Origin of the sequence: Streptomyces sp. NBC_01716 (assembly GCF_036248275.1) — a bacterium.
Lineage (GTDB): Bacteria > Actinomycetota > Actinomycetes > Streptomycetales > Streptomycetaceae > Streptomyces.
Genome location: NZ_CP109181.1, coordinates 5,845,099 through 5,867,854 on the forward strand (window position 1 = coordinate 5,845,099; position 22,756 = coordinate 5,867,854).

Consider the following 22,756-nt stretch of genomic DNA (forward strand, 5'->3'; position numbering starts at 1 on the left):
AGGGCCCGGGTCACTCGGGTCGGGTTTCCGGCCGCTGGGTGTCGGGCCAGATCTGGATGTGGTCCTGTTCCAGTTCCAGCAGGACGCGGTGTTCCAGGGCCAGTGCCTTCGTGTAGTCGGCGGGCAGCTGGAGGCGGCCCGCGCGGTCGAGCATCGCGTACTCCCGGGCCACCACCGACTCCTGGCCCGTCGTCGCGTCGACCTCCTTGCGGCGCAGGACCTCCGACGAGGTGCGGCCGTCGCGGATGGCGACCGTCCGGCGGACCTCGCCCGCGACCTCCTGGTCATGGGTGACGATCACGATCGTCGTGCCCAGCTCCTCGTTCGCGCGGCGGAACGCGGCGAACACCTGCTCCCCGGTCGCCGAGTCCAGTTCGCCCGTCGGCTCGTCGGCCAGCAGTACGGAAGGGGAGTTGGCGAGGGCGACGGCTATCGCCACCCGTTGCTGCTGGCCGCCGGACATCTGGTGCGGGCGGCGGTCGCGGCAGTCCGCCACGTCCAGCATCGTCAGCAGCGATTCGGCCCGCGCGGCGCGCTCCGCCCGACGACCACGACCACGACCACGACCACGACCACCTCGGCCGTCGTCCCGGCCGCCGCCATCCCGGCCCCGGCCGCTCAACTGCATCGGCAGGGCGACGTTCTGAGCCGCCGTCATGTACGGGAGCAGGTTCCGTCCGGTCTCCTGCCAGACGAAGCCCACCGCCTCACGCCGGTAACGCAGCCGCGCCTTCGCGTCCATGCCCAGGAGATCGCGGCCCGCCACCTTCGCGGCCCCGGCCGTGGGCACGTCCAGGCCGGCCAGGATGTTCATCAGCGTCGACTTGCCGCTGCCGGACGCGCCCACCAGAGCCATCAACTCGCCCTCGGCCACCAGCAGATCGAGGCCCTGGAGCGCCTGTACCTCCACCCCGTCGGCGGTGAAGATCCGCACCAGCCGGTCGCAGGCGATGAGCGCGTCGTGCCCGTACGAGGGCCGGTCGCGATGGCTGCCCGCCCGCCGCTCCAACTGCTCCAGCGTCGTCCCGGCCGAACGATCGGCCCCCGCACCGGACCCGGTCGACGATGTCATCGGCTGTCTCCTGCCCTGAGTTCGCTGATCGATCCTTGCCGCCCCGCCCACCACGCCTGCACCACCGACACCGCGGCGGCGAGCGCCAGCACCCCCACGGCCGGCAGCACCAGTGACCACGCGTCGGCCCGCAGGGGCGCCCCGTCCAGCGGGATGTCCGACGTCGTGGTGAGCGCGAGGCGTACGAGATCCACCCCGGGCGCCAGCAGCACGACGGTCGCCCAGCCGACGAACGCCCCGCCCACGGCGGCGAGCAGCGCCTGTGGAAGGACCTCCAGGCCCAGGAGTTGGCGGCCCTGGCGCTTGGTGAGGCCCATGGTGCGCAGCCGTGCCAGCAACGTGACACGTTCCGGGGCCGTCTGCGACAGCGAGAGCAGCAGGGCCAGCAGGGCGTAACCCGCGCCCGCCGCGATCGCCGCCGCGTAGATCCGCTCGGCGCCCTCCTGCATGGGCGTGTTGACGAACGTCTTCCGCTCGTCGGTGCGCAGCTTCACGGAGAAAGGCACACCGCCCGTCCCACCGGCCGTCTCGCCGAATCCGGTGACCGTCCGCCGCAGCGCCCCGCCGTCCAGCTTCGCGCCGGTGACCAGCAGGGTGGTCGGCGCCCGCTGCGTCAGATCGGCGGCGTTCACCAGGAGGTAGTCGTCGCTGGGCGACGCCGGGGTGTGCCGGCGTACTTCCGCCACCCGCACCTTGAAGTCCCCGGCCGCCGACTGGATGTCGCGCGGCCCGTCGCCGAGCCGTTCGGCGACGGCGGGCGACGCGATCGCGGGCAGCACCCGCCCCGGGTCGGACCCGCCGTCGCGCACCCCGCCCCCGCCCACGGACCTCAGCCCGGCAGCCGGGAACTCCCCGAGTCCCGTCTCCCGCGCCAGCCGCGCGTACGCCTTCGGCTCCACACCGATCATGGTCACGCCGAGCGACGTCCGGAACCCCTTGCTGTCGGACGGGAGCGGTACGCCGTACTCGACCCGTACGGCGGTGACATCCCCGACCCCCGCGCTCTTCCGCACGGCCTCCGCCAGCCCGTCGGGCAGCACCGGCGACGAACCGACGAGGCTGATCCGGGCGTCGGCGCCCGTCGCCAGCACGGCGGCCCGCTCCCTCGCGCCGTCGATCCCGGCGAGCACGGAGCCGCCGAAGGCGGCCGTCGTCAGCGCGATCAGCAGGGCGAGCAGCGGCAGTGCCCCCGACGTCGGCGCGCGGCCCGCGCGGGCCAGCGAGAGGAAGCCCACGGCGCCGCGCAGCCGGCCGGCGGGACGGCCGGCCAGACGCAGCGGCAGCGGATAGAGACGCACGAGGACGAGCGCGGCGATCAGCCCGGCCAGCACCGGCGCGGAGCTGACGAGATAGTCCACATCGCCCACCCCGCCCGCGTCACCCAGGTCGACTCCGGCCGCGTCGGCAGGTCCGCCCGCGCCGCGCCGGCGCAGTGCGACCACCGCGCCGACGGCCAGTGCCAGCAGGGTCAGTTCGGCGATCGTGCGGCGGCGGGACGGCCTGGCCCGTACGAGATCCTCCCGGCCTCCGCGCGCCTGGGGCCTGCGGTGGGCCACGACGGCGCGGACCGGCAGCGCCGCGCACGCCAGCAGGGCCGCCCCGCCCGCGGCGGCCACGGCGGGCAGCAGCCGGGCCTCCGGGACGGTCAGGACGGCCGGCAGCAGACCGACGGCCGCCGCCGGTACGACGATCACCGCCGTCTCGGCGAGAAGCCGGCCACCGATTCCGGGCAAGGAGCCGCCGCGCGAGCGCAGCAGGGCGAGTTCGGACCGCCGCCGCGCTGCGGTCAGGCCGCCCGCCATCACCAGGACGACACCGGCCACCGCGCCGATCCCCAGCGCGGCGACCGCGACGACCGGAGCGATGGCCGCGCGCATCGAGCGGTGCCCGGCGACGATCTCGTCAAGTCCCGTCGCCACCACGGCCGCGGGACCCACGACGGTCGGGGCGCGCAGTTCGGTCAGCTCGGGGCCGCTCTCCAACGAGGCGATGCCCGAGGCCAGTTGAGGCGCGTCGCGCGCGGTGAGCTCCGTGGTGTCGGGGGCGATGCGCCAGTACAGCCGGGGTTCACCGGTGGTGCCGAGCAGTACGGGCGCGGCGTCCGGGGCCAGCAGGAGGGAGGCGCGCCAGTAGCGGGGCTGGGGGCGGTCGTTGGTCGGTTTGGTGACCAGGGCGGGGGAGCCGAGTGTGGTCTCGACGGACCAGTAGCTGTTGTCCGGCTGCCGTGGCGCGACGATTCCGGTGATCCGTACGCCGAGCTCGTCCCGGTCCACACCGGGCACATGCACCACCGAACCGACCTTGAGCCGCAGCGACTTCGCGGTCTCGGCGGTGACCGCCGCCTCCACCTCTTTGGTGACCGCCGTCACCGGGCCGTCGGCGCGCGGGAGCCGGCCCTCGCGGAGGGTGGAGTGGCGGTCGAGGCCGGCCTGGGCGGCGAGGGTGAGCATCGGCGGCAGACTGTCCGGCGCGGGCAGCCAGGGGTCGGTGCCCTCGACCGGCTCGGAGGTCCGTACGCCGTACGCCGAACTGCCATCGGCGGCCCGTATCGGCGCGGGCAGACTCCGGGTGATGTTCCGCTGTGCCTGTGTCACCCAGGCGGCGCGCAGGGTCTTCTCCCGCTCCGGCTGCGGCATCCCGAGGCCTGGCGGCGCCGAGGTGACCTCCAGGACGCTCTCGGCAGCCGTGGCGGTACGGATGTCGTGGCGCAGGCCGTTCGTCTCGTAGGCGTCGACGGAGCGCGGGAACGCGGCGGCGAGGTACGCGGTGAGCACGACGAGCACGGCCATCGCGGCGGCGGCCCCGGGCGCGGTCCGCAACCGTGTCCGCACCCAGGGCGCGACGACCCGCGCGGGACGGGACGGATGAGACGGATGAGATGGATGGGACGGATAGGGCGAGCCGGCGCGCATCTCAGTTGCCTCCCCGTTCGCGCAGCGTGACCGCCGGGTCCGTACGGCGCAGGGTGAAGTACGCGATCAGCAGCAGCGGAAGCACGGACACCCCCGCCAGCAGCGCGGCGACCTGGCCGGCCGGCAGGTCGACCAGGACGTGCGGCACCGGCTGGGTGGCCTGGCCGGTCAGTACGACCAGAGGGACGACCGCCCTGGTGAGTACGGCGCCGAGGGCGAGGCCGACCAGGAGCGCGACGGCGAGGAGCAGCCCCTGTTCGGCGGCCAGCAGGCGCGCGAGTTGGCGGCGCGGGGTGCCCAGCGCCCGCAACAGGGCGAATTCGGCGCCCCGTTCACGTACCGATCCCGCCGCGCTCACCGCGAAGCCGACGGCCGCCAGCGCCGCCGCCGCGATGGCAGCGGCCAGCAGCGCCGACTGCGGGCCGACACCCAGCGGATCGGTCAGCAGCTCGTCCACGGTCTCGTCGCGCACCATCACCTGTGCCGGGTCGACGTCGGACCGCTCGCGCAGCGTCTCGGCGATCTCCGGCGCGCGGCCGGGCGCCGCGCTCAGCCACCACTCGGTGGGGGCCAGCGACGGCTCCCGCCGGTCGGCGAGTGTCCGGTTGACGGCGCGCAGATCGAGCAGGAGCCCGCCGCCGTCGCCCGTACGGCCGCCGTCGGCGGTCTCGGCGGCGGCCTGCGCGCTCAGGGCGCCGGGACCTGTGGTGGGCAACTGGTCGACCGCGCGCACGATCCTGACCCGGAGCCGGTTGCCGGAGACCTGGACGTCCAGGCTCTGCCCGGTCTTCGCGCCGGCGGCACGCAGGAAGGTCCCGGTGGCGATCGCGGGCAGCACGGCGGGCGGATCGGGCCGCTCCACGCCCACCTGGACGCTGATGCTCCGCGCCGGGTCGTAGGAGCTGCCGGCCTGAGGGCTGACCCCCGTCCGGTACGTGAGCACCAGCGGCGCTGACGCCGAGACGGCCGGCTTCAACGGCACCGCCGGGTCGGCCTCGCCGTCCAGCGACCCGAGGCGCGTCGCCTGCCACCCGAAGTCCGGGTCGGCGCGCACCGTACGCGCGGCCCCCTCGGCGTCCAGGGACTGGAGCGCGTCGACACTGAGCCGGTGGGTCTCGCTCCGGCCCTGAGGGGCGTTCGTGTCGAGTACGAGGCCGGTCAGCGTGAGCGGTTCCGCCGGGGTGAGCGGCGTGCTCGCCGCCTGTGGACCGCGTACGGAGTCCGAGGCTCCGGTCAGATCGAGCGTGACGGTGTGCGGGCGGCCGTCGACGGGCACCTCGCCCGCGAGCATGCGGTAGCCGATGCCGTAACGGTCCTCGACCACCACCGTGGTGAACGGAGCCCCGCCGGTCGGCGACACCCCGTCGCCCGCCGAGGTGTCGGTGATCCGCAGTGTCACCCGGAGCCGCCGGGTCCCGTCCGGCAGCGGGAGGCCCGGCCGCGCCGTTTTCGGCGGCTGTACGGCGTCGAGGAGCGGGGCCGCCCCGCCGCCGTCCCCGTCCTCCCCGCCCTCGTCCTCGCCGCCCCCGCCGGCCAGGTCGTCGCGCAGGAGCATCCGCTCGCCGGCCTGACCCGTGTCCAGCGCCAGGACGGTCGCCGTCCGGTCCGCCGACAGATCGGTGGTGGCCCGGTGCGCGGGTGCCGCCTCCCGTACCCCCGGCAGCGCGGCGTAGATCCCTGCCTGGCCGGGGTCCCCGGGCCGGTTCGTCAGCACCCGCAGCGACGCGCCGGTCCTGAAGTCCGCCTGGTCCTCCTGCGACCGGTCCCACGACGCGCTCTGCCCGATCGCCAGCATCCCCATCGCCACGGCGAGCACCAGCAGCAGCACCGGACCCGCGCCGCGCAGCGGCCGGCGGCTGAACTGCCAGCCCGCGAGCGCCGCCGAGAGGCCCCTCCCGCTCGCCGCGCGCCGTTCCGCGAGGCGCGCCACGGGCGGCAGCAGGCGCAGGGTCAGTACGGTGCCAGCGAGCAGCGCCAGCGCGGGGGCGGCGACCAGCAGCGGATCGACGCCCAGCTCGCCCCGGGTGTCACCGCTGAGCGCCCCGCCGCCCGAGGTGGCGGTCTGCCGGTCCAGCTGCCAGTACGCCACCGCCGCGACCACCAGCAGCCCCACGTCGGCGCCCGCGCGCACCGGGCCGGGCAGCGCCCCCGCCCTGCCGCGCCGCAGCCGGGTGACGCCGGCGGAGGCGAGTGCGGGCGCCACGACGGCGGCGGCGCACGCCAGCGCGACCCCGGCGCCGGTCAGCCACACCTCTGCGGTCGAGGTGTCACCGAGCCGGAGCCCGATCTCGGTGAGCCCGCCGCGTTCGGCGAGCAGCCGGGTCAGCGGCCCGGCGAGCAGCGGCGCGCAGATCGCCGCGGGCACGGCCAGCAGCAGTGCCTCGACCGTGGCGAGCCAGCCGATCCGGCGCCGTGAACCACCGCGCGCCCGCAGCAGATCGGTCTCGCCGGTCCGCTCCGTGCTCAGCAGCCGCGCGACCAGCAGCAGGGCGCAGGCGGCGAGCAGGACGAGCTGGACGGCGACGATCAGCAGTGTGGAGCGCGACACGAGCAGCGCGCGTTCGGTCCGGTCGAGCACGCTCGGCAGCGTGGTCCGCGCGGTCACACCGCCGTCGAACACCGGCTGCGCGGCGAGGGACTTGGGGCCGCGCTCGGCGGCGGCGCGCAGCGAGCCGATACGGCCGGTGGTGACGGACCGGAAATCGGCGGCGGCCAGCCAGGACAGGTCGCCCGCCGGGAGCCGCCCGGAGTCGAACAGGGCGGGGTCGGCGAGCAGCGGGCCGTAGGTGGTGAAGGTGACCGTCTGGACGCCCTGGCCACCGACGGTGTCCAACTTCCAGTACGGGTCGGTGAGATCGGCCGGCCGGTAGATGCCCGTGACCCGGATCGTGAGGGGTTGGTCGCCCAGCCGGTCGACGAGGGTGAGCCGCGTCCCGGCCTTGAGCCCGAGCTGGGTGGCGGCCTCTTCGGGGAACGCGACCTGCACGGGCGCCGCGCCGGAGGCTTCCGCCCCGTCCGGCCAGGCGCCCGTCACCAGCCGTACGCGCGAGCGGTCGAGCGTCGCGAAGTGCGTGAGGTCGGGTTCGCCCTTGCGCGCCGCAGGCGGCTGGAGGGCACGGGGGAGCGCGTACGACCCCGAACGCTCCAGCTTCCGTACGGTGACGGGCAGCCCGTCGAACGCTTCCCTCGCGACCTTGGACGCCGCCTCGTTCGCGGTCTCCCGGTCGCCCGCCGGGACCTGCGCGGTGATCACGAGCGCTGCCGCGGCGGCCTCGCGCCCTTGGAGGGTGTGGCGCAGCGCTGCGTCCCCGATGGAGCCGGAGAAGGCGGTCAGGGCGGACAGGACGCAGGTGGTGAGAAGAACGGCCAGCAGAGCCGCGGCGAGCAGGAGGCGGTGCGCGCGGACGCGCAGGAAGACGAACCCTGTCACGCGTCCCCCCGCCGATCCCTCGCCCGCCCCGGAGCTCGGATACTTTCAGAGGGCAGCCGTCATCTGAAACCGCTTACGGCCGGACTTTGACCGGATCGTGACCGTTGTCCGGAACGGGAGTTCCGCATTCCGGGGCAGAAGCGAGGGGCCCACGGCCGGTCCGGGCAGATGGTCTCAGCTGTTGATCATCGACGCGGCCGCGTACGTCATGTAGTTCCAGAGCTGCGTCTCGTGTTCCTCCGAGAGCCCCAGCTCGTCGATGGCCGTCCGCATGTGCCGCAGCCAGGCGTCGTGCGCCGCCTGGTCGACGGTGAACGGAGCGTGACGCATCCGCAGCCGCGGGTGGCCGCGGTTGTCGCTGTACGTGCGGGGACCGCCCCAGTACTGGATCAGGAACAGCGTGAACCGCTCCTCGGCGGGCCCGAGGTCCTCCTCCGGATACATCGGCCGGAGCAGCGGGTCCTCGGCGACCCCCTGGTAGAAGCGGTGGACAAGGCGCCGGAAGGTCTCCTCGCCGCCGACCTGCTCGTAGAAGGTCTGCTCCGAAAGCGTGCCGCGCGGAATCTTGTTCACCCCTCCATCGTCTCAGACGCACCGGCCGAGTACCTGAGGTCTAGGACCTGCCTCTTCGACCTGCCTTCCCGGTCCCGAATCCGGTTACCTCCGGTCGGGCAGCCGGTACTGCTCGCTTCCGCGCCCGTGACACAGGACAGTGGAACCATGGGCGTTCACCATGAGCACCGCGAGGCGTACGGGCCCGGCGACGAGGTCGAGGGCGTCGCCGCCGAGGCGCGTGCCGCCATGGTGCGCGGCATGGCCGCCGAGGGGGTCCTGGACGACCCGGCCTGGCGCGCGGCCTTCGAGGAGGTGCCGCGGCATCTGTTCGTCCCGTACTACTTCGTCAGCCGGCCCGGCGGCCACGACCGGCTGTGGTGCGAGGACCCCGACCCGGCCCGGCGGCTGCGCTGGCTGCGCGGCGTGTACGCGGACGGGGCGCTGGCCACCCGCGTACGGGACGGTGAACTGATCTCGTCCAGCAGCCAGCCCTCCCTGATGGCCGGGATGCTCGCGGCGCTCGACGTGCACGACGGGCAGACGGTCCTGGAGATCGGCGCGGGCACCGGCTACAACGCGGGGCTGCTCTCGCACCGGCTGGGCGACGACCGCGTGACGACGATCGATCTGGATCCGGAGATCACGGAGTCCGCCCGTACACACCTCGCGGCGGCCGGATACCGGCCCACCGTCGTCACGGGAGACGGCGCGCTCGGCTGCCGCCGGCGGGCGCCCTTCGACCGGATCATCGTGACCTGCACGCTGCCCGCCGTGCCGTCCGGCTGGCTGGCGCAGTGCGCGGACGGGGCGCGGATCCTCTCGCCGCTGTCCACCGGGCTGATCGCGCTGGACATCGGCGAATCCGCCCACGGCCGTTACGCGGAAGGGCACTTCCTGCACACGTCGGCCTTCTTCGTCCCCCTGCGGGGCGGGCAGGAGGAGGCCGCGCTGCCCGTTCTCCAGCGGATCGGCGGGCTGCCCCGGCGAGCGCTGGAGAACGATCTCTTCCGCTTCATGCTCTCGCTCACGGCGGGCAGCCTGGACCCGCACGAGGCCCTCTCCCTCTGGGAGCGCGAGGGGCGCCCGCAGCGGGAGAGGTTCGGCATCACGGTCGGCCCCGACCGGCAGTGGGCCTGGCTGGACGATCCCTCGGGGCCGTACGTCTGGCCACTCAGCCCCGGCGGATCGTGATCGTCGTCCAGGCGCCGACGTGCACGCGGTCGCCGTCGTTGAGCGGGACGGGGACGTACGGCTGGATCGGGTCCTCGGCGCCGTTCAGCGTCGTGCCGTTGGTGGAGTTCTGATCGACGACCGCCCAGCTGCCATCGGGCTGCTGGACCAGGACCGCGTGCTGGTGCGAGACGCCCGGGTCCTCCGGCGGCACCGACAGGTCGACATCCGGGGACTCGCCGGTGGAGTGGCGCCGACGGCCGATGGTGATCTGGTTCCCGGTCATCGGAAGGTGCTGTTCCGGTGAGTACGCGGGCAAGTTGAGGCCCGTCGCCTCGGGGCCGCTGCGCTGCATCATCGCCATGAAGTACTCACGATCCGGGGCGACGACCGCGGTCCAGTTGCCGGGCGGCTGGTACTGGTGCGGCGGCTGGTGCTGCTGCTGCGGAGGCGGTCCCTGCTGGAACTGGTGCGGGGGCGCCGGAGCACCCGCCTGTGAGGGCGGCGGCAGCACCCAGTCGTCGCCACCGGTCTGCTGCGGCGGGGCCGGCGGCCCCGACTGCTGGAACGAGGGAGGCGAAGGCGGACCCTGCTGCTGGTACGGCGGGGGCGGCGGAGGCCCCTGCTGACCGTGCGGCCCAGGAGGTCCGGGGAGTCCGGGAGGCCCGGGAGGTCCGCCCTGCGGTCCGAGCCCACCCGGCTGACCCTGCTGATCGGGCGCCAGCGGCTCGGCGGGCCGGTTCAGCTGCGAAGGGCGCGAGCCCTGGTAGTCGTACGGGTCGGGCGGCCGGGGCGGCGACTGCTGGGCCTGGAAGCCCGGCGGCAGGTTCAGTCCGGGAGGCGGAGCGCCCCCCGGGCCACCCGGCCCGCCCGGTCCACCGGGCCCCTGGTGCTGCGGCGCCAGCGGTGTGTACGAGGTCGCCGTGTTGGTGAGGAAGTTCCACCGGCACTCCTCGCAGAACAGGGCGTTGCCCTCACGCGGCGTACGGCACTGCGGGCAGAGCTCCGCCTGCGCCGTCGCGTTCGGGTCCTGCGGGTAGCCGTAACCGGGCGCGGGCGGCGGTGGCGGAGGCGGCGGCACCGAACCGGCGGGAGCACCGGCTCCGGCCGCCATGCGATGGCCGCAGACCTCGCACCAGTCGTCGGAACCCGACTGGTGTCCGTTCGGGCAAGTCGGCATGTCGGCGCTTCCCCCTCTCCTCGTCCGGCCCGCAGGCCGCTGCTGTTCGCTGCTTGTCGCTGTTCGCTATTTCTTGACGCGAACGGTTTTGGTCGAGCGAGTTTCCAGTGTCATCTCGTCCGCGTCCGCCACCTTCGCTTTCAGTCGCACAGTACCCGTCGCCGCATCGACCACGTCCACCACCTTCGAAAGCAATTTCGCCGTATCCGCGTTCCCGGAGTCCGACGCGAGCTGTACCGCGCGGCCCAGTTTGGCGGTCGCGCCGTCGAAGTCCCCCGACTTACGGGCCTCCAGGCCCTGCTGGATCACCTGTGCCAGTTCGGCCTGGCCGGTGTAGTGCGCGACCTGCGGATTGATGGACGTCGACGCCGCCATGTCGTCGGTCCAGACCGCCCGTACCAGCCCCTGGGACAGCACCTGTGACGTGCCGTCGGCCGCCGGGAGGATCAGCGAGACCCTCGCCGCGAGCATCTCCTGTCCGACGCCCGCCTCCGGGACCTGGACCGATACGTGGTAGTCACGGGACTCGTCGCCCCAGGAGCCCGTCGGATAGTCCCCGGCACGGGGGTTGGCGTCCGTACGCCGCTCGGTCAGCTCCTCGACCGTCGGTGCCACCTGCTTGACGAACTTGATCTCCACACCGACGGGTGTCCAGAGCCGCAGGGCGACGTCCGCGACCTCCTTGCCCATCGCGTTCTCCATCATCTCCGTGAAGTCGGCGGCCAGGCCCGCCGGATCGGCGACGATGTCCGCCGTGCCGAGCATCGCCGAGGCGATGCCTGTGACCTCTTTCACCACCCAGTCGGTACCGACGCCACGGGCGTCGCAGGTGAACCGGCCCGCACAGGCGTCGAGCGAGGCGCGCAGATCCTCCGGGGTCTCGTGCTCGTTACGGCCGTCGGTGAGCAGGATGCCGTGCCTGATCGACACGTCGGCCGAGGACAGCAGCCGGTCCGCGAGCCGCAGCCAGGTGCCGATGGCGGTACCGCCGCCGGCGCTCAGCTTGCGCAGGGCGTTCCCGGCCTCCGCGCGGGTGGCGGCGTCCGCGACCGCGAGGGCGCCGTTGCCCGGGTAGACCTCCTTGGCCACATGCGTACCGGCGACGACGGCGAAGGCGACACCGTCGCGCAGGGTGTCGATGGCGGCGGACGTGGCGTCGCGGGCGTTGCGCATCTTCGTCGGCGGGTAGTCCATCGATCCCGAGCAGTCGACCATGATCACCACGGCCGCGTCGGGGCCCTCGCCCGGCGGCCTCGTGGGCCTGGGGGACGCTCCCGCGAGGGGCACCCCGCCGGTCGTACCACCTCCGGTGGAGGTGACCGTCACGATCGCGTTCACCTCTCGCCCGCCCTCCGGCAGGTACTCGTTCTGGTACACATCGACGGAGAACTGCGGCACGGTCGACTTCGAGAAGTTCGCCATCTGTATCGGCTCCTTGACGCTCCACTGGCAAAAAGTTCAGAAGACATGAGTAGGGACAGCGGGACAACGGGCGGGCGGACTCCCGGGATCGGACCGGGCTCCCGTCCATGGCCGCCGGGTCCCGCCGGTGGTCCGGGCAGTGGGTCCGGGCAGTGGGGTGCTCAGGCCGTGCTGTAGGCGGATCCTGCCCCTTGCTGTGGTACGGCGAACGGCAGCAGGGCCACTGTTACGTTGTCGTGGCCCCCACCGTCGAGCGCGTGTCCGACCAGCACCTGGGCGCTGCGCAGGGGCTGTTGGGCGGCGTCGGGCGGAAGGGCCCGAGCCATTTCCTGCGGGCTCTCCGCGTAGTTCCACAGGCCGTCCGTGCACACCACCACGACACCGGAACGGTCCGGTTTGAAGGACGCCGTGTGCGGTTCGAGTTCGTACGCGTCGGCGCCGAGCCAGCCGGTGATGGCGTGCGCGCGCTCGTCCGCGTACGCCTCCGCCTCGTTCATCAGGCCCGCCGCGACCATCTGGGCGGCCCAGGAGTCGTCCTCGGTCAGCCGGGCGGGCGGTGCCGTGCGGTCGTCGGGGACCCAGTAGGCGCGGCTGTCGCCGACCCAGCCGATGACCAGCAGCCCGCTCGCCACGACCGCGCCGACGATCGTGCACGCCGGCGCGTTCTGCGCGCGGTGCGCCGCTTCGTGACCGTCGTCCCGACCCGGCCTGGCGGCAAGGAGGTTGACGGCCTCGGCGGCGGCCACGATCGCCTCGTGCATCGCCTGCTGGGGGTGCGTACCGCGCGGCAGCGTCGCGAGCAGCAGCTCGTTGGCGGCCGAGGAGGCAGCCGCCGACGCCTCGTCGGGGCGGGTCGCCGACGACACGCCGTCGCAGACGATCGCGATGACGGCCGGCGAACCGTCCGGCAGGGCGGCCGAGGACACGGCGAACGCGTCCTCGTTGCGGTGGTGGCGAAGCCCGCGGTCGCTGACCGCCGCCACGGCGTCCAACTCCTGCTCCAGATGGTCGCGTTCGCGCGGCTGGGCGTGACCGCAGTTCTCGCAGTAGCCGTCGGTGTCGACATGGCCGGCGCGGCAGGCCACGCAGAGCTTCGTGCCGGCCGGGACGGCGGGCGGCGCCGTACGGGGGTCGGCGGGGTCGGCCGGGGGCGGGTCCGTGACATGGGGTACCGAGGGCGGTGCACCGGCGGGCATCGCCGGTGCCGGTACGCCCGCGGGCGCGGGCAGCTCGAAGTCACCGGCGGGAGCGGGCGAAGCGGGTGGGGCGGGCGGGGCGTGCGCGGGTGGCGGCACGGACCCGTACCCGGCCGACGTGTGACCGGACAGCGGCACCCCGGCGGAGTCCAGCCCCGGCAGCTCACCGGGCAGATGCACCGGCGCGGCCGGGGCCGTGCCGTCGGTCCGGGCGGCGCTCGGCCAGTCGACGGCGCCCGAGGCAGGCGCGGAAGGGGCTGCGCCCGAAGACGTCCCGGCCGACGCCGGGGCGCCGTTGATGACGATCGTGGGGTGGTCGTCCGGCGGCGGGGGTACGGCCGACAGGTCGTACCCGCACGCACCGCAGAACAGGTCGCCCGACTCCAGCGGCTCCTCGCAACCGGGACACCGCGAAAGGGCTGTCGGCTGGTGCATCTGCGACATCACTCACACCCACGTCCGGGGGCGGAAGCGGTTGGCCCGCTCCACCAGGTCGATCCTCTCCTCGCCACGCTGAGCGAGCCGGGCGAGCACCCGGTACGAGCGCTCCAGTCCCAAGCGCAGACCACGCTCGTCCAGTTCACTGCCGAGCAGCGAGGTCTGTCCGGGCTGATTCCCCGGACCACCGGAGAGTACCCAGTCCAGAGCCGTGCCCAGAACCTCCGTCGACAACTGCTCGCGGCGCATCGCGTCCAGACCGAACTGGCCCAGCCGCGAAACCTGGTCGGCCGCCGCTCTCAGATCGTCGATCAGCGGTGTGTCGGGCATGGCTCCCGGCAGGGCGAGCGGCGACTGTGCGCGCAGGTCACGGCGGCGCAGCCGCGACCGTACGGCCGCGATCCTGGCCGCCGTGTAGTGGATCGACGCCTCGGGGACCGACTCCAGTGTCCGTACGGCTCCGATCCGGTCCCCCGACGCGTTCTGCACCCGGGCGAGTCCGAACGCGGCGCTGACATAGCTCGGGTCCGTCATCCATACGAGGCGGTAGTACTCGGCCGCGTTGTCGAGCTGGCCCAGCACCTCGGCGCAGACTCCGAGCGCCAGCTTCGGCGCGGCCTCGCCCGGGAACGCGTCGTATATCGCGTCGAAGGAGAGCGCGGCGATCTCGTTCTCACCGGTCACCAGCGAGGCGATGCCCCGGTACCAGACGACCCGCCAGTCGTCGGCGTGGCGCGCCTCCAGCTCCGTCAACGCCTCGGAGGCCGTGACCAGTTCACCCATCTCCAGGCGGGCGCGCAGCTCACGCAGCCGGCGCTCGACGGAGTCGGCGGGCGCCTCCGCCAGCGCGGAGATCAGCTCGGCGGGCGCGGACGCCATCAGTCCGGCGAGGAAGCCGGCGTTCGGGTCTTTCGCGTCGACCCGGGGCACCGGCAGCGCCAGCGCCGTGGCGGGCGCGTCGATGCGCGCGAGCGGAGCGCCGGTCTCGACGGATTCCATGGCGGGGACGCCGGGGTGGCCGGGGACGGGGGCACCGGGGGCGCCCGCTCCCGGACCGCTCCGGGGTGCCGGGACGCCGCCCTGCGGGGCGCCGGGCGGGAGCGGGGGCGGTGACCCGAAGGGGGCCGGAGGCGGCTGGATCGCCGGGTGGCCGGGCAGCGGTGCCGGTACGCCCGTGCCCGCGTACCCGCCTGCGCCCGGCGGCAGCGAGGAGGGGGCGGCGGAGCCTCCCAAGGAGGCGTGCGCGGTGCCGTTCGCGCTTCCCGGGGACTGCGCGGACTTGTCGCGGCGCCAGAACAGACCCGCCCGCACCGGCTCCGGCCGGACCCCCAGCCGCGAGACGTCCTGCCCGGTCTCGGCGAACAACTGCGTGTCCGTGACCCGCGGTTCCGTACCGAACTGGGTCGACAGCGCCGGCCGCGGACGCCCCGTCTGGAGCGCCACGACCTCGCGCAGCACACCGGTCAGCTGCTCGGCCATCTCCTGCGCGGAGGCGAACCGCCGCGCCGGATCGGGGTCGGTCGCCCGCACCAGCAGCCGGTAGAACGACTCGTACGTCCGGAACACGTCGATGTTGTCCGGGTCCGGCAGGGAGTCCACGAACACGTTCGTGTACCCCTGGAAGTCGAACGTCAGCACCGCGAGCGTGCGCGCGACCGTATACAGGTCGGAGGCCACCGACGGGCCGACCTCGGCGACCTCCGGTGCCTGATAGCCGACGGTGCCGTAGATCGCCGACTCCTCGTCGTCCATCCTGCGGACCGCGCCCATGTCGATGAGCTTGAGCTGGTCCTCCGACTGGATCGCGTTGTCGACCTTGAAGTCGCAGTAGAGGAGATTGCGGCTGTGCAGATGCCCGAGGGCCTCCAGCGCCTCGATGCCGTACGCGCACGCCTGCTCGACCGGCAGCGGGTCACGCTTGCCGTCGGGGGAGCGCCGCTCGTTGGCGATCTCCTTGAGCGCCTTGCCGCCCACGTACTCCATGACGATGTAGCCGTCCATGGAGCCGGTGCGCTGGTCGAGATGTTCCACGAAGTTGTAGATACGGACGATGTTGGAGTGCTCGATCTCGGCGAGGAAGCGCCGCTCCGAGATCGCCGCCTCCATGGCGTCCTGGTCACCCGTGTCGAGCAGGCCCTTGAGGACCACCCAGCGGTTGGAGACCGCGCGGTCGACGGCGAGATAGATCCAGCCCAGACCGCCGTGCGCCAGACAGCCCGCGACCTGGTACTGCCCGTGGACGACGTCGCCCTCGCTCAGCTTCGGCGTGAACGAGTACGGGTGGCCGCACTTGGTGCAGAACCCTTCCGTACGCCCCGGCCGCTCACCGCGCGAACGGCCCACCGGCGCACCGCAGTCGGACCGCGAGCAGTACCGCTTGCGCTCCGGGACCTCGGGGCTCGCCATCACCGCCGAGCGCGGATCGGGCTTCGGCACGTCCGGTACGGAGACGAGGCCCGCCCCCAGCCGGTTGCGCGCCGATGTGCCGGTGGCGGCGCCGGAGCTGCGGACCGAGACCGACCGGCTGGAGAGCCGGCCGGAGAGCGAACGCGACAGCCGCCCCGAGACCGAACGCCGTGACGTCGACGAGCGTGAGGAGGCACGCGAGGAGGACCGGGACGAACCGCTGCGCGCCGAACCACTGCCCCTGCCGCTCGACTTGCTCTCCCTGCCGCCGCCGGTGATCCCCGTGGGCGGCGACGACAGCATGCCGGTCGGCGAGACGACCGGGGCCAGACCGCAGGTGTCGCAGTACAGCTCACCGCCGCCCATGTCCTCGTACGACCCCTCACAACCGGGGCGCTGACATCTCCTCGTCCCGCTCATCGGTCCCCCCGCTCGCTCGGCTTGCTGTCGACTGCTCCATCGGCCACCGGTCCATCGGTGCTCACACGTGCCCCCTGCGGTCGGTGGGCCCGGACTGCCGCTGGGCCAGTGCCTCGGCCGCCGCCTGCTGGTAACGCAGCACCGCCTGCTCGGCCACGCGCAGATCGCACGGCGCGCTCCACAGCATCCGGCGGGCCGCGTCGTAGCGCTCGGTCAGCATCATGTCCTCGGCGAGCCCGTGCCGGGCCATCTTCGCCTTGTACGCGTCGAGCCTGCCCCGCAGCTCGGCCCGGACCGCGAGCGGCGCCGTGACAGCCGTCAACGACTCGCGGGCCCGGTGCAGTTCGTCCTCGGCCTCCCGCTCCAGGGACTCCAGCAGCGGCGAGAGACGGTGCCACTGCGCGTGTCTGCGGTACTCGGCCGCCGTCGACAGCCGCTCCTGGAGCGCCGTCGGCGGCCCGCTCACCGCGGGCACCTCGGAGGCGGCGATCTTCGCCAGCACCTCGCCGCGCGCGGAGCGGGCCTCGGTGAGCGTACGGTCGGCGCGCGACAGCACGTCCCGAAGCCGCAGCAGCCGCGCCTCCGAGTCCTGACGCACCGTCAGTACCGCGTCGATCTCCCGGCGTACGTCCTCCAGTGCGCGGGCCGCCCGGTCGTAGCGCTCGGTGTCGGGCCTGCCGCCGCCGGGCGCCGAACTGCCGTGCACCGGCTGCCAGAAGGCCAGCGGATCGGAGATCACCTGGGCGCGCAGCGTGCTCAGCTCGTCGGTGATCGCCTCCAGCTCGTCACCCGCCGGGTGCTCACCGGGCCGGACCCCGGCGGAGTGCGCCAGCGAACGGGTCCGGTTCAGCTCGGCGGCCAGCAGATCTATCCGCGCGGGCAGCGCCGACCAGACGGAGTCCGATGCCACGACCATGTCCAGCGACTGCGCGTACAGCTCGTTCATCCGCGCGACCAGCTCGGCGAGCGTGAACTGCTCGGAGAGCTTCGCCGGCCCCGTGATCGAGGTGGCGGCGGTGGCGGAGCCCGCGACCGTGACGCTGGGGCCCCGCAGCTTCTCGGTCAGGTCCACCAGATCCTGCTGGTTGAGCCACCGCAGCCGGGCACGGGCCTCACGGGCACCGCGCAGGGCGGCGGAGTAGGCGTCGAAGTAGTTCCACAGCAGAGTGACCGTCTGCTCGGTGGAGGCCCAGCGGTCCTTGGTGACCCCGCTGAGGGCGGCCCCTTCGAGCAGCCGGCGGCCCGCGTGGTCCTGGAGGGCGAGCAGGGACGTCTCGATCGCCTCGTGCTCGGCGCCGAGGCGCGCGAGGGCGCGGTCCGCCTCGTCCCGGTCCATCGCCGGACCGGCAGACCTCCCCGTCGATCCGGGGAAGGAGCCCGCGTCGCCCATCGATCACCTCTCCGCTCTGCCCTGACCGCTTCCGTCACCGGTGCGCGGTCGTCGGTCGTCGTTCGTCGTTCCGGGGGCTGACCCCTCAGCTCTCGCTACCCCATCCTCAGTCCTTGTACTTCGCCGCGGGCGGCGCGGTTATGCCGGGCAGTCCGGCTTCGAGCCATTTCTTGTACGACTTCATCCAGAGGCTGTTGGCACCGCCCGCGCGGTACTCCACCAGGACCTGGTTGACCCGGCGTACCAGGTCGTCGTTGCCGAGCTTGGCCGCGACGCCGTAGTACTCCTCGGTGAACGGCTCGCCCACCAGCTCCACCGCCGGGTCCTGGGCCGCCTGGCCGGCCGCGAGCGCGTTGTCCGTGACGACCGCGTCGACCTCGCCCATCTGGAGCCGTACCAGACAGTCCAGCTGGTTCGGCACCGTCAGCTTGTCCTCGTCCCGGTCGGTGTCGTCGCCCTCGTCCTTGAACGTCGCGCCGAACGACTTCTCCGCCAGCTGGTCGTACGCCGTCGAGCCCTCCGCCGAGCAGACGCGCTTGCCGGACAGTGACTCGTCGTACCCCGTGATGTCCGAGTCCTTGGGCGCGAGCACCTGCTGGCCGGCCTGGAAGTAGGCGGTGGAGAAGGCGACCTGCTCGATCCGCGCGCAGTTGATCGTCATGGTCCGCACGACCAGGTCGACCGTTTCGTTCTCCAGGGCGCCGACCCGCTGGTTGGTGGGGATGGCACGGAAGATGATGTTGTCGGGGGAGCCGAGGATGTCGTCGGCGATGGCCCGCGCGAGGTCGATGTCGAAGCCCTCGATGGTGCTGCTCGCGGGATCGCGGTAGCCCCAGCGGAAGCTGTTCTGGTCGATGCCCACGATCAGATCGCCGCGTGCCTTGATGCGGTCGATGCTCGGTCCGTCGGCGGAGGACGGCCGCAGGCTGCGCTCCGGTTCGTCGCACTCGGGAGCCGCCGCGGCCCCGGGCGCGGCCTCGGCGGCGACCTCCTGCGGCTCCCGCCCGTCGTGCGTCCGGCTGTCGCGCGAGAGCGGCAGCAGGGCGAGCGTCGCCGTCAGAGCGACGGCGGCGGCGATCGTGACTCCCGTGCGGCGGCCGGCCTGTCGCCGTACGGTCTCCGGCGACCCGTACGGCTCGCGCGGCGCGTTGGTGTCCGTGGCGTCGGTTGTCATTCCTCCCCCTGTCACCGGTACTCCGAAAGCCTGCGGTTGATGCCGAGGATCGCGCCGACCGCGCCCAGCAGGGCCAGCACGACCGCACCGATCGCCAGGCCGGTCAGCGCGTCGCGCCCGCCCTCGGCGGAGTCGGTGAACTCCTTCTGCTCGTGCTCGATCGCCTTCGCGAGCGCCTTGTCCACCTGGTCGAAGGACTGTCCTGTCGAGTCCTTGTCGCCGATGACCTTCGCCAGGGCGCCTTCGTAGTCACCGGCCTTGTCGGTGTCGTTCGCCGACTTGTGCCGCTTCTGCCACTCGGTGGCCGCCGTGCGTGCCTGGCCGACCGGCCGGGCCCCCGCCTCGTCGTCGGCGAGCTTCCGCGCGTCCTCCAGCGCCGTGCCGAGGGACTTCATGTCGCTCAGATGGTCCGTCTCGTACTGGTCGCTCTTGCCGTCCTTGGTGAGGACGGCGCCGCGCGCGACCAGGGTCAGATTCTCGTTCGCCCGTGCCTTCAGCGAGCTGATCCGGGCGTCGTTGAGGACCTTCAGCGACGCCTGGCCGTGCGCGTTGGCGTTGTTCAGGTCCGTGCGGGCGACCGTGTGCCCCACCGCGAGCCACAGCAGCACCACGGTGGAGGCGGCCGTCGCCGCCAGCAGCCCGTGGTTGAACACCCTGTTCGTCCGCTCGTAGTTACGGCGCTGCGCCCAGGCCAGGAAACCGAGGGCGACCACGCCGGCGCCGAGGGCCAGGAACGGCCACACCCGGGCGCTGTCGGTGTCCTGGTCGAGCCGGGCCGTCTCCGACGCGTACAGCTTCTCGGCCGCCGGCAGGATCTCCTTCGCCATCTGCTGGTTGGCGTACCGCAGATAGGCGCCGCCGAGCGGCAGCCCCTGCCGGTTGTTGGCCCGCGCGCGCTCGATCAGGCCCGTGTAGCGCGGGAGTCGCTCGTTGAGCGTGGCGATCTGGCGGCCGGAGTCGCTGGTGCTGTCGGTGTTCGTCGCGGCCTTGATCAGCAGCCTGGAGGCGGTGTCGATGTCGTCCCTGTACCGCTTCTGTACGGTCGCGGGCTCCTGCGCGCCCGCCAGGAAGCCGCTCGCCGCGGCCGTGTCGGCGTCCGCGAGCGAGCGGTAGATGTTCGCCGCGTCCGCGCTCAGTGGCTGGCTGCGGCCGACGACGTCCTCGGCGGCGGAGGCCCGGTCGGCGACCTGCAAAGCAGTCACCGCCCCGAACACCACGACGAGCAGGGCCAGGACGGCCCCGATGATCTGGAGCCGGCCGGGCTCCGTCGTCGCCGCCGCGCGCAGGCGCTCCCTGATCTCCGCCCAGGCACCGTGCCGCGCGGGCGGCGGCGGCGCGGGCGGTGGAGCCGACTGCGCGGGCGCGTGCGTCGGCGCCGGAACAGGCGCTGTGCGCACGTTCGGCGGGTATGTCACTTGACCTCCCCCTCGGTCACTGACGGCGGCGTCGCGCCCCTCGGCGGACGGAGGGACGGCTCCCGGCCAGCAGTATGGCCGCAGGGACCGGCATCCACACAAGCCTTGACGCGATCTTGTGCTGACCAAGCGTGCCGGCGGAGCACGATCCCCCTGCCGTGCTCCCCCCATTGAATACGTCAGGGACCCGTGATCGGTTCCCATTCGCGAGGGCCCGCGAGGGTCCGATCACGGGTCGGCGGGCCGTACGCGCTCCGGCGCCGCCCCGGCACCGGCGCGCGTCTGTCCCCGCGTCAGGCGTCGTAGTGCGCCCGCAGCCTGGCGTGCGCGTGCGGCGGCGCGCCGGTGTGATCCAGCCCCAGCAGCCCGGCGCCCAGCACCGGCGGTGCCGTCACCACCCCCACCACGGCCTTCGGCGCGCGGGCCGCGAGCAGTTCCCGGATCCCGTCGTCCAGCTGCGGGTGCCTGGCGGCCAGCACACTGCCGCCCAGCAGCACCGGAACCTCCTCGTCCAGCAGCCCCAGCCGCTCCAGCGCCACTCCCGCGAGCGCCACGACCTCGGCGGCGAGCCGGTCGACCAGCGACCTGGCCACCGCGTCACCCGCCGCGCTGGTCGCGAAGAGGACCGGCGCCAGCTCGTGCCTGCGCCCGAGCGGGACATGCCCCAGGTGCAGCGCCTCGATCAGCTCGTACACCGAGCCGAGGCCGAAGTGCCCGGGCACCGTACGCATCAGCTCCGTCGGCTCGCCCCGCCCGTCCTCGGCGCGCGCCGCGAACCACAGCGCCTCCTCGGAGAGCCCGGAGCCGCCGCCCCAGTCACCGGAGATCCGTCCGATCGCGGGGAAGCGCGCCGTACGTCCGTCGGGCAGCATGCCCACGCAGTTGATGCCCGCGCCGCACACGACGGCGACCCCGCGCGGTTCCGCGCCGCCCGGCAGCCCGGCACGCAGTATCGCGAAGGTGTCGTTGCGCACCTCTGTGGTGCGTCCCCAGCCGCGCCGCTGCACCGCCGACGCCAACTCCCGCTCCTCCACCGGGAGATCGGCGTTGGCCAGACACGCCGAGACATGCCCGGCGATCCCCTCCGTACGGAGGCCGGCGTCGGCCGCCGCGTCGGCGACGATCGCGGCGAGCCGGTCGATCGCCGGCTCCACGCCCACGACCGGCGGCTGGAAGCCACCGCCGCGCGCCGCCCCGAGCACATATCCGTCCGCACCGATGACGGTCACATCGGTCTTGCTGTTCCCGGCGTCGACGGCCAGGACGCTGCCGCGCCCCGCCGCCGGCTCGGTACGGCTCACGCCCACGCGAGGTGCTCCCGGTTGTGCGCGATCAGCCGGTCGGTGAGGCCATCGGCGTACTCGTACTGACCGATCAACGGGTGGGACAGCAGCGCCTTGTAGACGCGGTCGCGCCCACCGTGCAGCGCGGCCCGGAGCGCCAGGTCCTCGTACGCGGTGACGTTCGCGACGAGCCCCGCGTAGAGCGGGTCGAGCTCCGGCACGGCCAGCGGCGTCGCGCCCGAGGCGTCGACCCTGGCCTGGACCTCGATCACCGCGTCGTCGGCGAGGAACGGCAGCGTGCCGTTGTTGTACGTGTTGACCACCTGCACCGGGCTGCCGCCGCTGCCCGCCTCACCCAGCAGCGAGGCGGCGAGATCGACCGCGGCCTCGCTGTAGAAGGCGCCGCCGCGCTTGGCCAGCAGCTCGGGCTTCTCGTCCAGCGCCGGGTCCCCGTACATGGCGAGCAACTGCTTCTCCATCTCGGCCACTTCCGCGGCCCGCGACGGCTTGGTGCCCAGCTCCCGGACGACCTCGTCGTGCGCGTAGAAGTAGCGCAGGTAGTAGGAGGGCACCACGCCGAGGGTGTCGAGCACCCGGCGCGGCAGCCGCAGATCGGCGGCGATCGTGTCGCCGTGCTCGGCGATCAGCTTCGGCAGCACGTCCTCGCCGTCGGGGCCACCGAGCCGTACGCTTCGCTCCCACGTCAGATGGTTCAGCCCGACATGCTCCAGATGGACCTGCGAGGGGGCGACGTCCAGCAGTTTCGCGAACTTCCGCTGGAAGCCGATCGCGACGTTGCACAGCCCGATCGCCTTGTGCCCGGCCTGGAGCAGGGCGCGCGTCACGATCCCCACCGGGTTGGTGAAGTCGATGATCCACGCGTCCGGGTTGGCGCGCCGCACCCGCTCGGCGATGTCCAGCACGACCGGGACCGTACGCAGCGCTTTGGCGAGACCGCCCGCGCCCGTCGTCTCCTGGCCGACACAGCCGCACTCCAGCGGCCAGGTCTCGTCCTTCAGGCGTGCGGCCTGTCCGCCGACGCGCAGTTGGAGCAGGACGGCATCGGCGCCGGCCACGCCCTCGTCCAGGTCGGACGTGGTGACGATCCGGCCGGGGTGCCCCTGCTTGGCGAAGATCCGCCGCGCGAGACCGCCCACCAGCTCCAGCCGGTCGGCCGCCGGATCGACGAGCACGAGTTCACTGATCGGGAGCGTGTCCCTCAACCGGGCGAAGCCGTCGATCAACTCAGGTGTATAGGTGGACCCGCCACCCACTACTGCGAGTTTCATGTGT

The 22,756-nt window shown here is 73.3% G+C and carries 14 protein-coding genes; 1 reads left to right on the plus strand and 13 read right to left on the minus strand.

The genetic code is table 11. The features are described 5' to 3' along the window. Positions 1-10: 10 nt before the first annotated feature. The 4 genes from OIE74_RS25810 to OIE74_RS25825 all read right to left on the minus strand — a co-directional run bounded on the left by OIE74_RS25810 (position 11) and on the right by OIE74_RS25825 (position 7,987). Positions 11-1,072 carry an ATP-binding cassette domain-containing protein gene (locus OIE74_RS25810; protein WP_329387574.1) on the minus strand — a complete coding sequence of 354 codons (1,062 nt, stop codon included), beginning with the start codon at positions 1,070-1,072 and terminating at the stop codon, positions 11-13. Continuing rightward, positions 1,069-3,984, minus strand: a complete 2,916-nt coding sequence (locus OIE74_RS25815; protein ID WP_443076229.1) for an ABC transporter permease — start codon at positions 3,982-3,984, stop codon at positions 1,069-1,071. Before OIE74_RS25815 ends, OIE74_RS25810 begins: the two co-directional genes overlap by 4 nt. A gap of 1 nt (position 3,985) precedes the next feature. Further along, on the minus strand, positions 3,986-7,414 hold the full coding sequence (locus OIE74_RS25820) for an FtsX-like permease family protein (RefSeq protein WP_329387577.1): 3,429 nt from the start codon (positions 7,412-7,414) through the stop codon (positions 3,986-3,988). 174 nt (positions 7,415-7,588) lie between these two features. Further along, positions 7,589-7,987: a globin gene (locus OIE74_RS25825; protein WP_329387579.1), complete on the minus strand. Its 399-nt coding sequence runs from the start codon at positions 7,985-7,987 to the stop codon at positions 7,589-7,591. 147 nt (positions 7,988-8,134) lie between these two features. On the opposite strand from OIE74_RS25825, the gene OIE74_RS25830 reads away from it, so the two are divergent. Next, on the plus strand, positions 8,135-9,160 hold the full coding sequence (locus OIE74_RS25830; RefSeq protein WP_443076230.1) for a methyltransferase domain-containing protein: 1,026 nt from the start codon (positions 8,135-8,137) through the stop codon (positions 9,158-9,160). Here OIE74_RS25830 and OIE74_RS25835 read toward each other — a convergent pair. From OIE74_RS25835 to OIE74_RS25875, 9 genes are all read right to left on the minus strand, one after another. Then, complete coding sequence (locus OIE74_RS25835) at positions 9,141-10,319, minus strand: FHA domain-containing protein (RefSeq protein WP_329387581.1); 1,179 nt, start codon at positions 10,317-10,319, stop codon at positions 9,141-9,143. The genes OIE74_RS25830 and OIE74_RS25835 overlap by 20 nt on opposite strands. Positions 10,320-10,385: 66 nt before the next feature. Further along, a complete protein-coding gene (locus tag OIE74_RS25840) occupies positions 10,386-11,741 on the minus strand; it encodes a vWA domain-containing protein (protein ID WP_329387583.1) in 1,356 nt (451 codons plus the stop codon). Positions 11,742-11,902: 161 nt separating this feature from the next. After that, a complete protein-coding gene (locus OIE74_RS25845; RefSeq protein WP_329387585.1) occupies positions 11,903-13,381 on the minus strand; it encodes a PP2C family serine/threonine-protein phosphatase in 1,479 nt (492 codons plus the stop codon). Between the two features lie 3 nt (positions 13,382-13,384). Then, on the minus strand, positions 13,385-16,201 hold the full coding sequence (locus OIE74_RS25850; RefSeq protein ID WP_329387587.1) for a serine/threonine-protein kinase: 2,817 nt from the start codon (positions 16,199-16,201) through the stop codon (positions 13,385-13,387). Between the two features lie 61 nt (positions 16,202-16,262). After that, positions 16,263-17,591, minus strand: coding sequence for a hypothetical protein (locus OIE74_RS25855; RefSeq protein WP_329387589.1), 1,329 nt, complete (start codon positions 17,589-17,591; stop codon positions 16,263-16,265). A gap of 106 nt (positions 17,592-17,697) precedes the next feature. After that, positions 17,698-18,765: a glutamate ABC transporter substrate-binding protein gene (locus OIE74_RS25860; protein WP_329387590.1), complete on the minus strand. Its 1,068-nt coding sequence runs from the start codon at positions 18,763-18,765 to the stop codon at positions 17,698-17,700. 11 nt (positions 18,766-18,776) lie between these two features. Beyond that, positions 18,777-20,180 (minus strand): hypothetical protein, encoded by a 1,404-nt coding sequence (locus OIE74_RS25865; protein ID WP_443076232.1) that lies wholly within the window; start codon positions 20,178-20,180, stop codon positions 18,777-18,779. 293 nt (positions 20,181-20,473) lie between these two features. Continuing rightward, positions 20,474-21,481, minus strand: a complete 1,008-nt coding sequence (locus OIE74_RS25870) for an N-acetylglucosamine kinase (RefSeq protein ID WP_329387592.1) — start codon at positions 21,479-21,481, stop codon at positions 20,474-20,476. Beyond that, entirely contained in the window at positions 21,478-22,752 is a 1,275-nt protein-coding gene (locus OIE74_RS25875) for a 6-phospho-beta-glucosidase (protein WP_329387594.1), read from the minus strand. Before OIE74_RS25875 ends, OIE74_RS25870 begins: the two co-directional genes overlap by 4 nt. Positions 22,753-22,756: the final 4 nt, after the last annotated feature.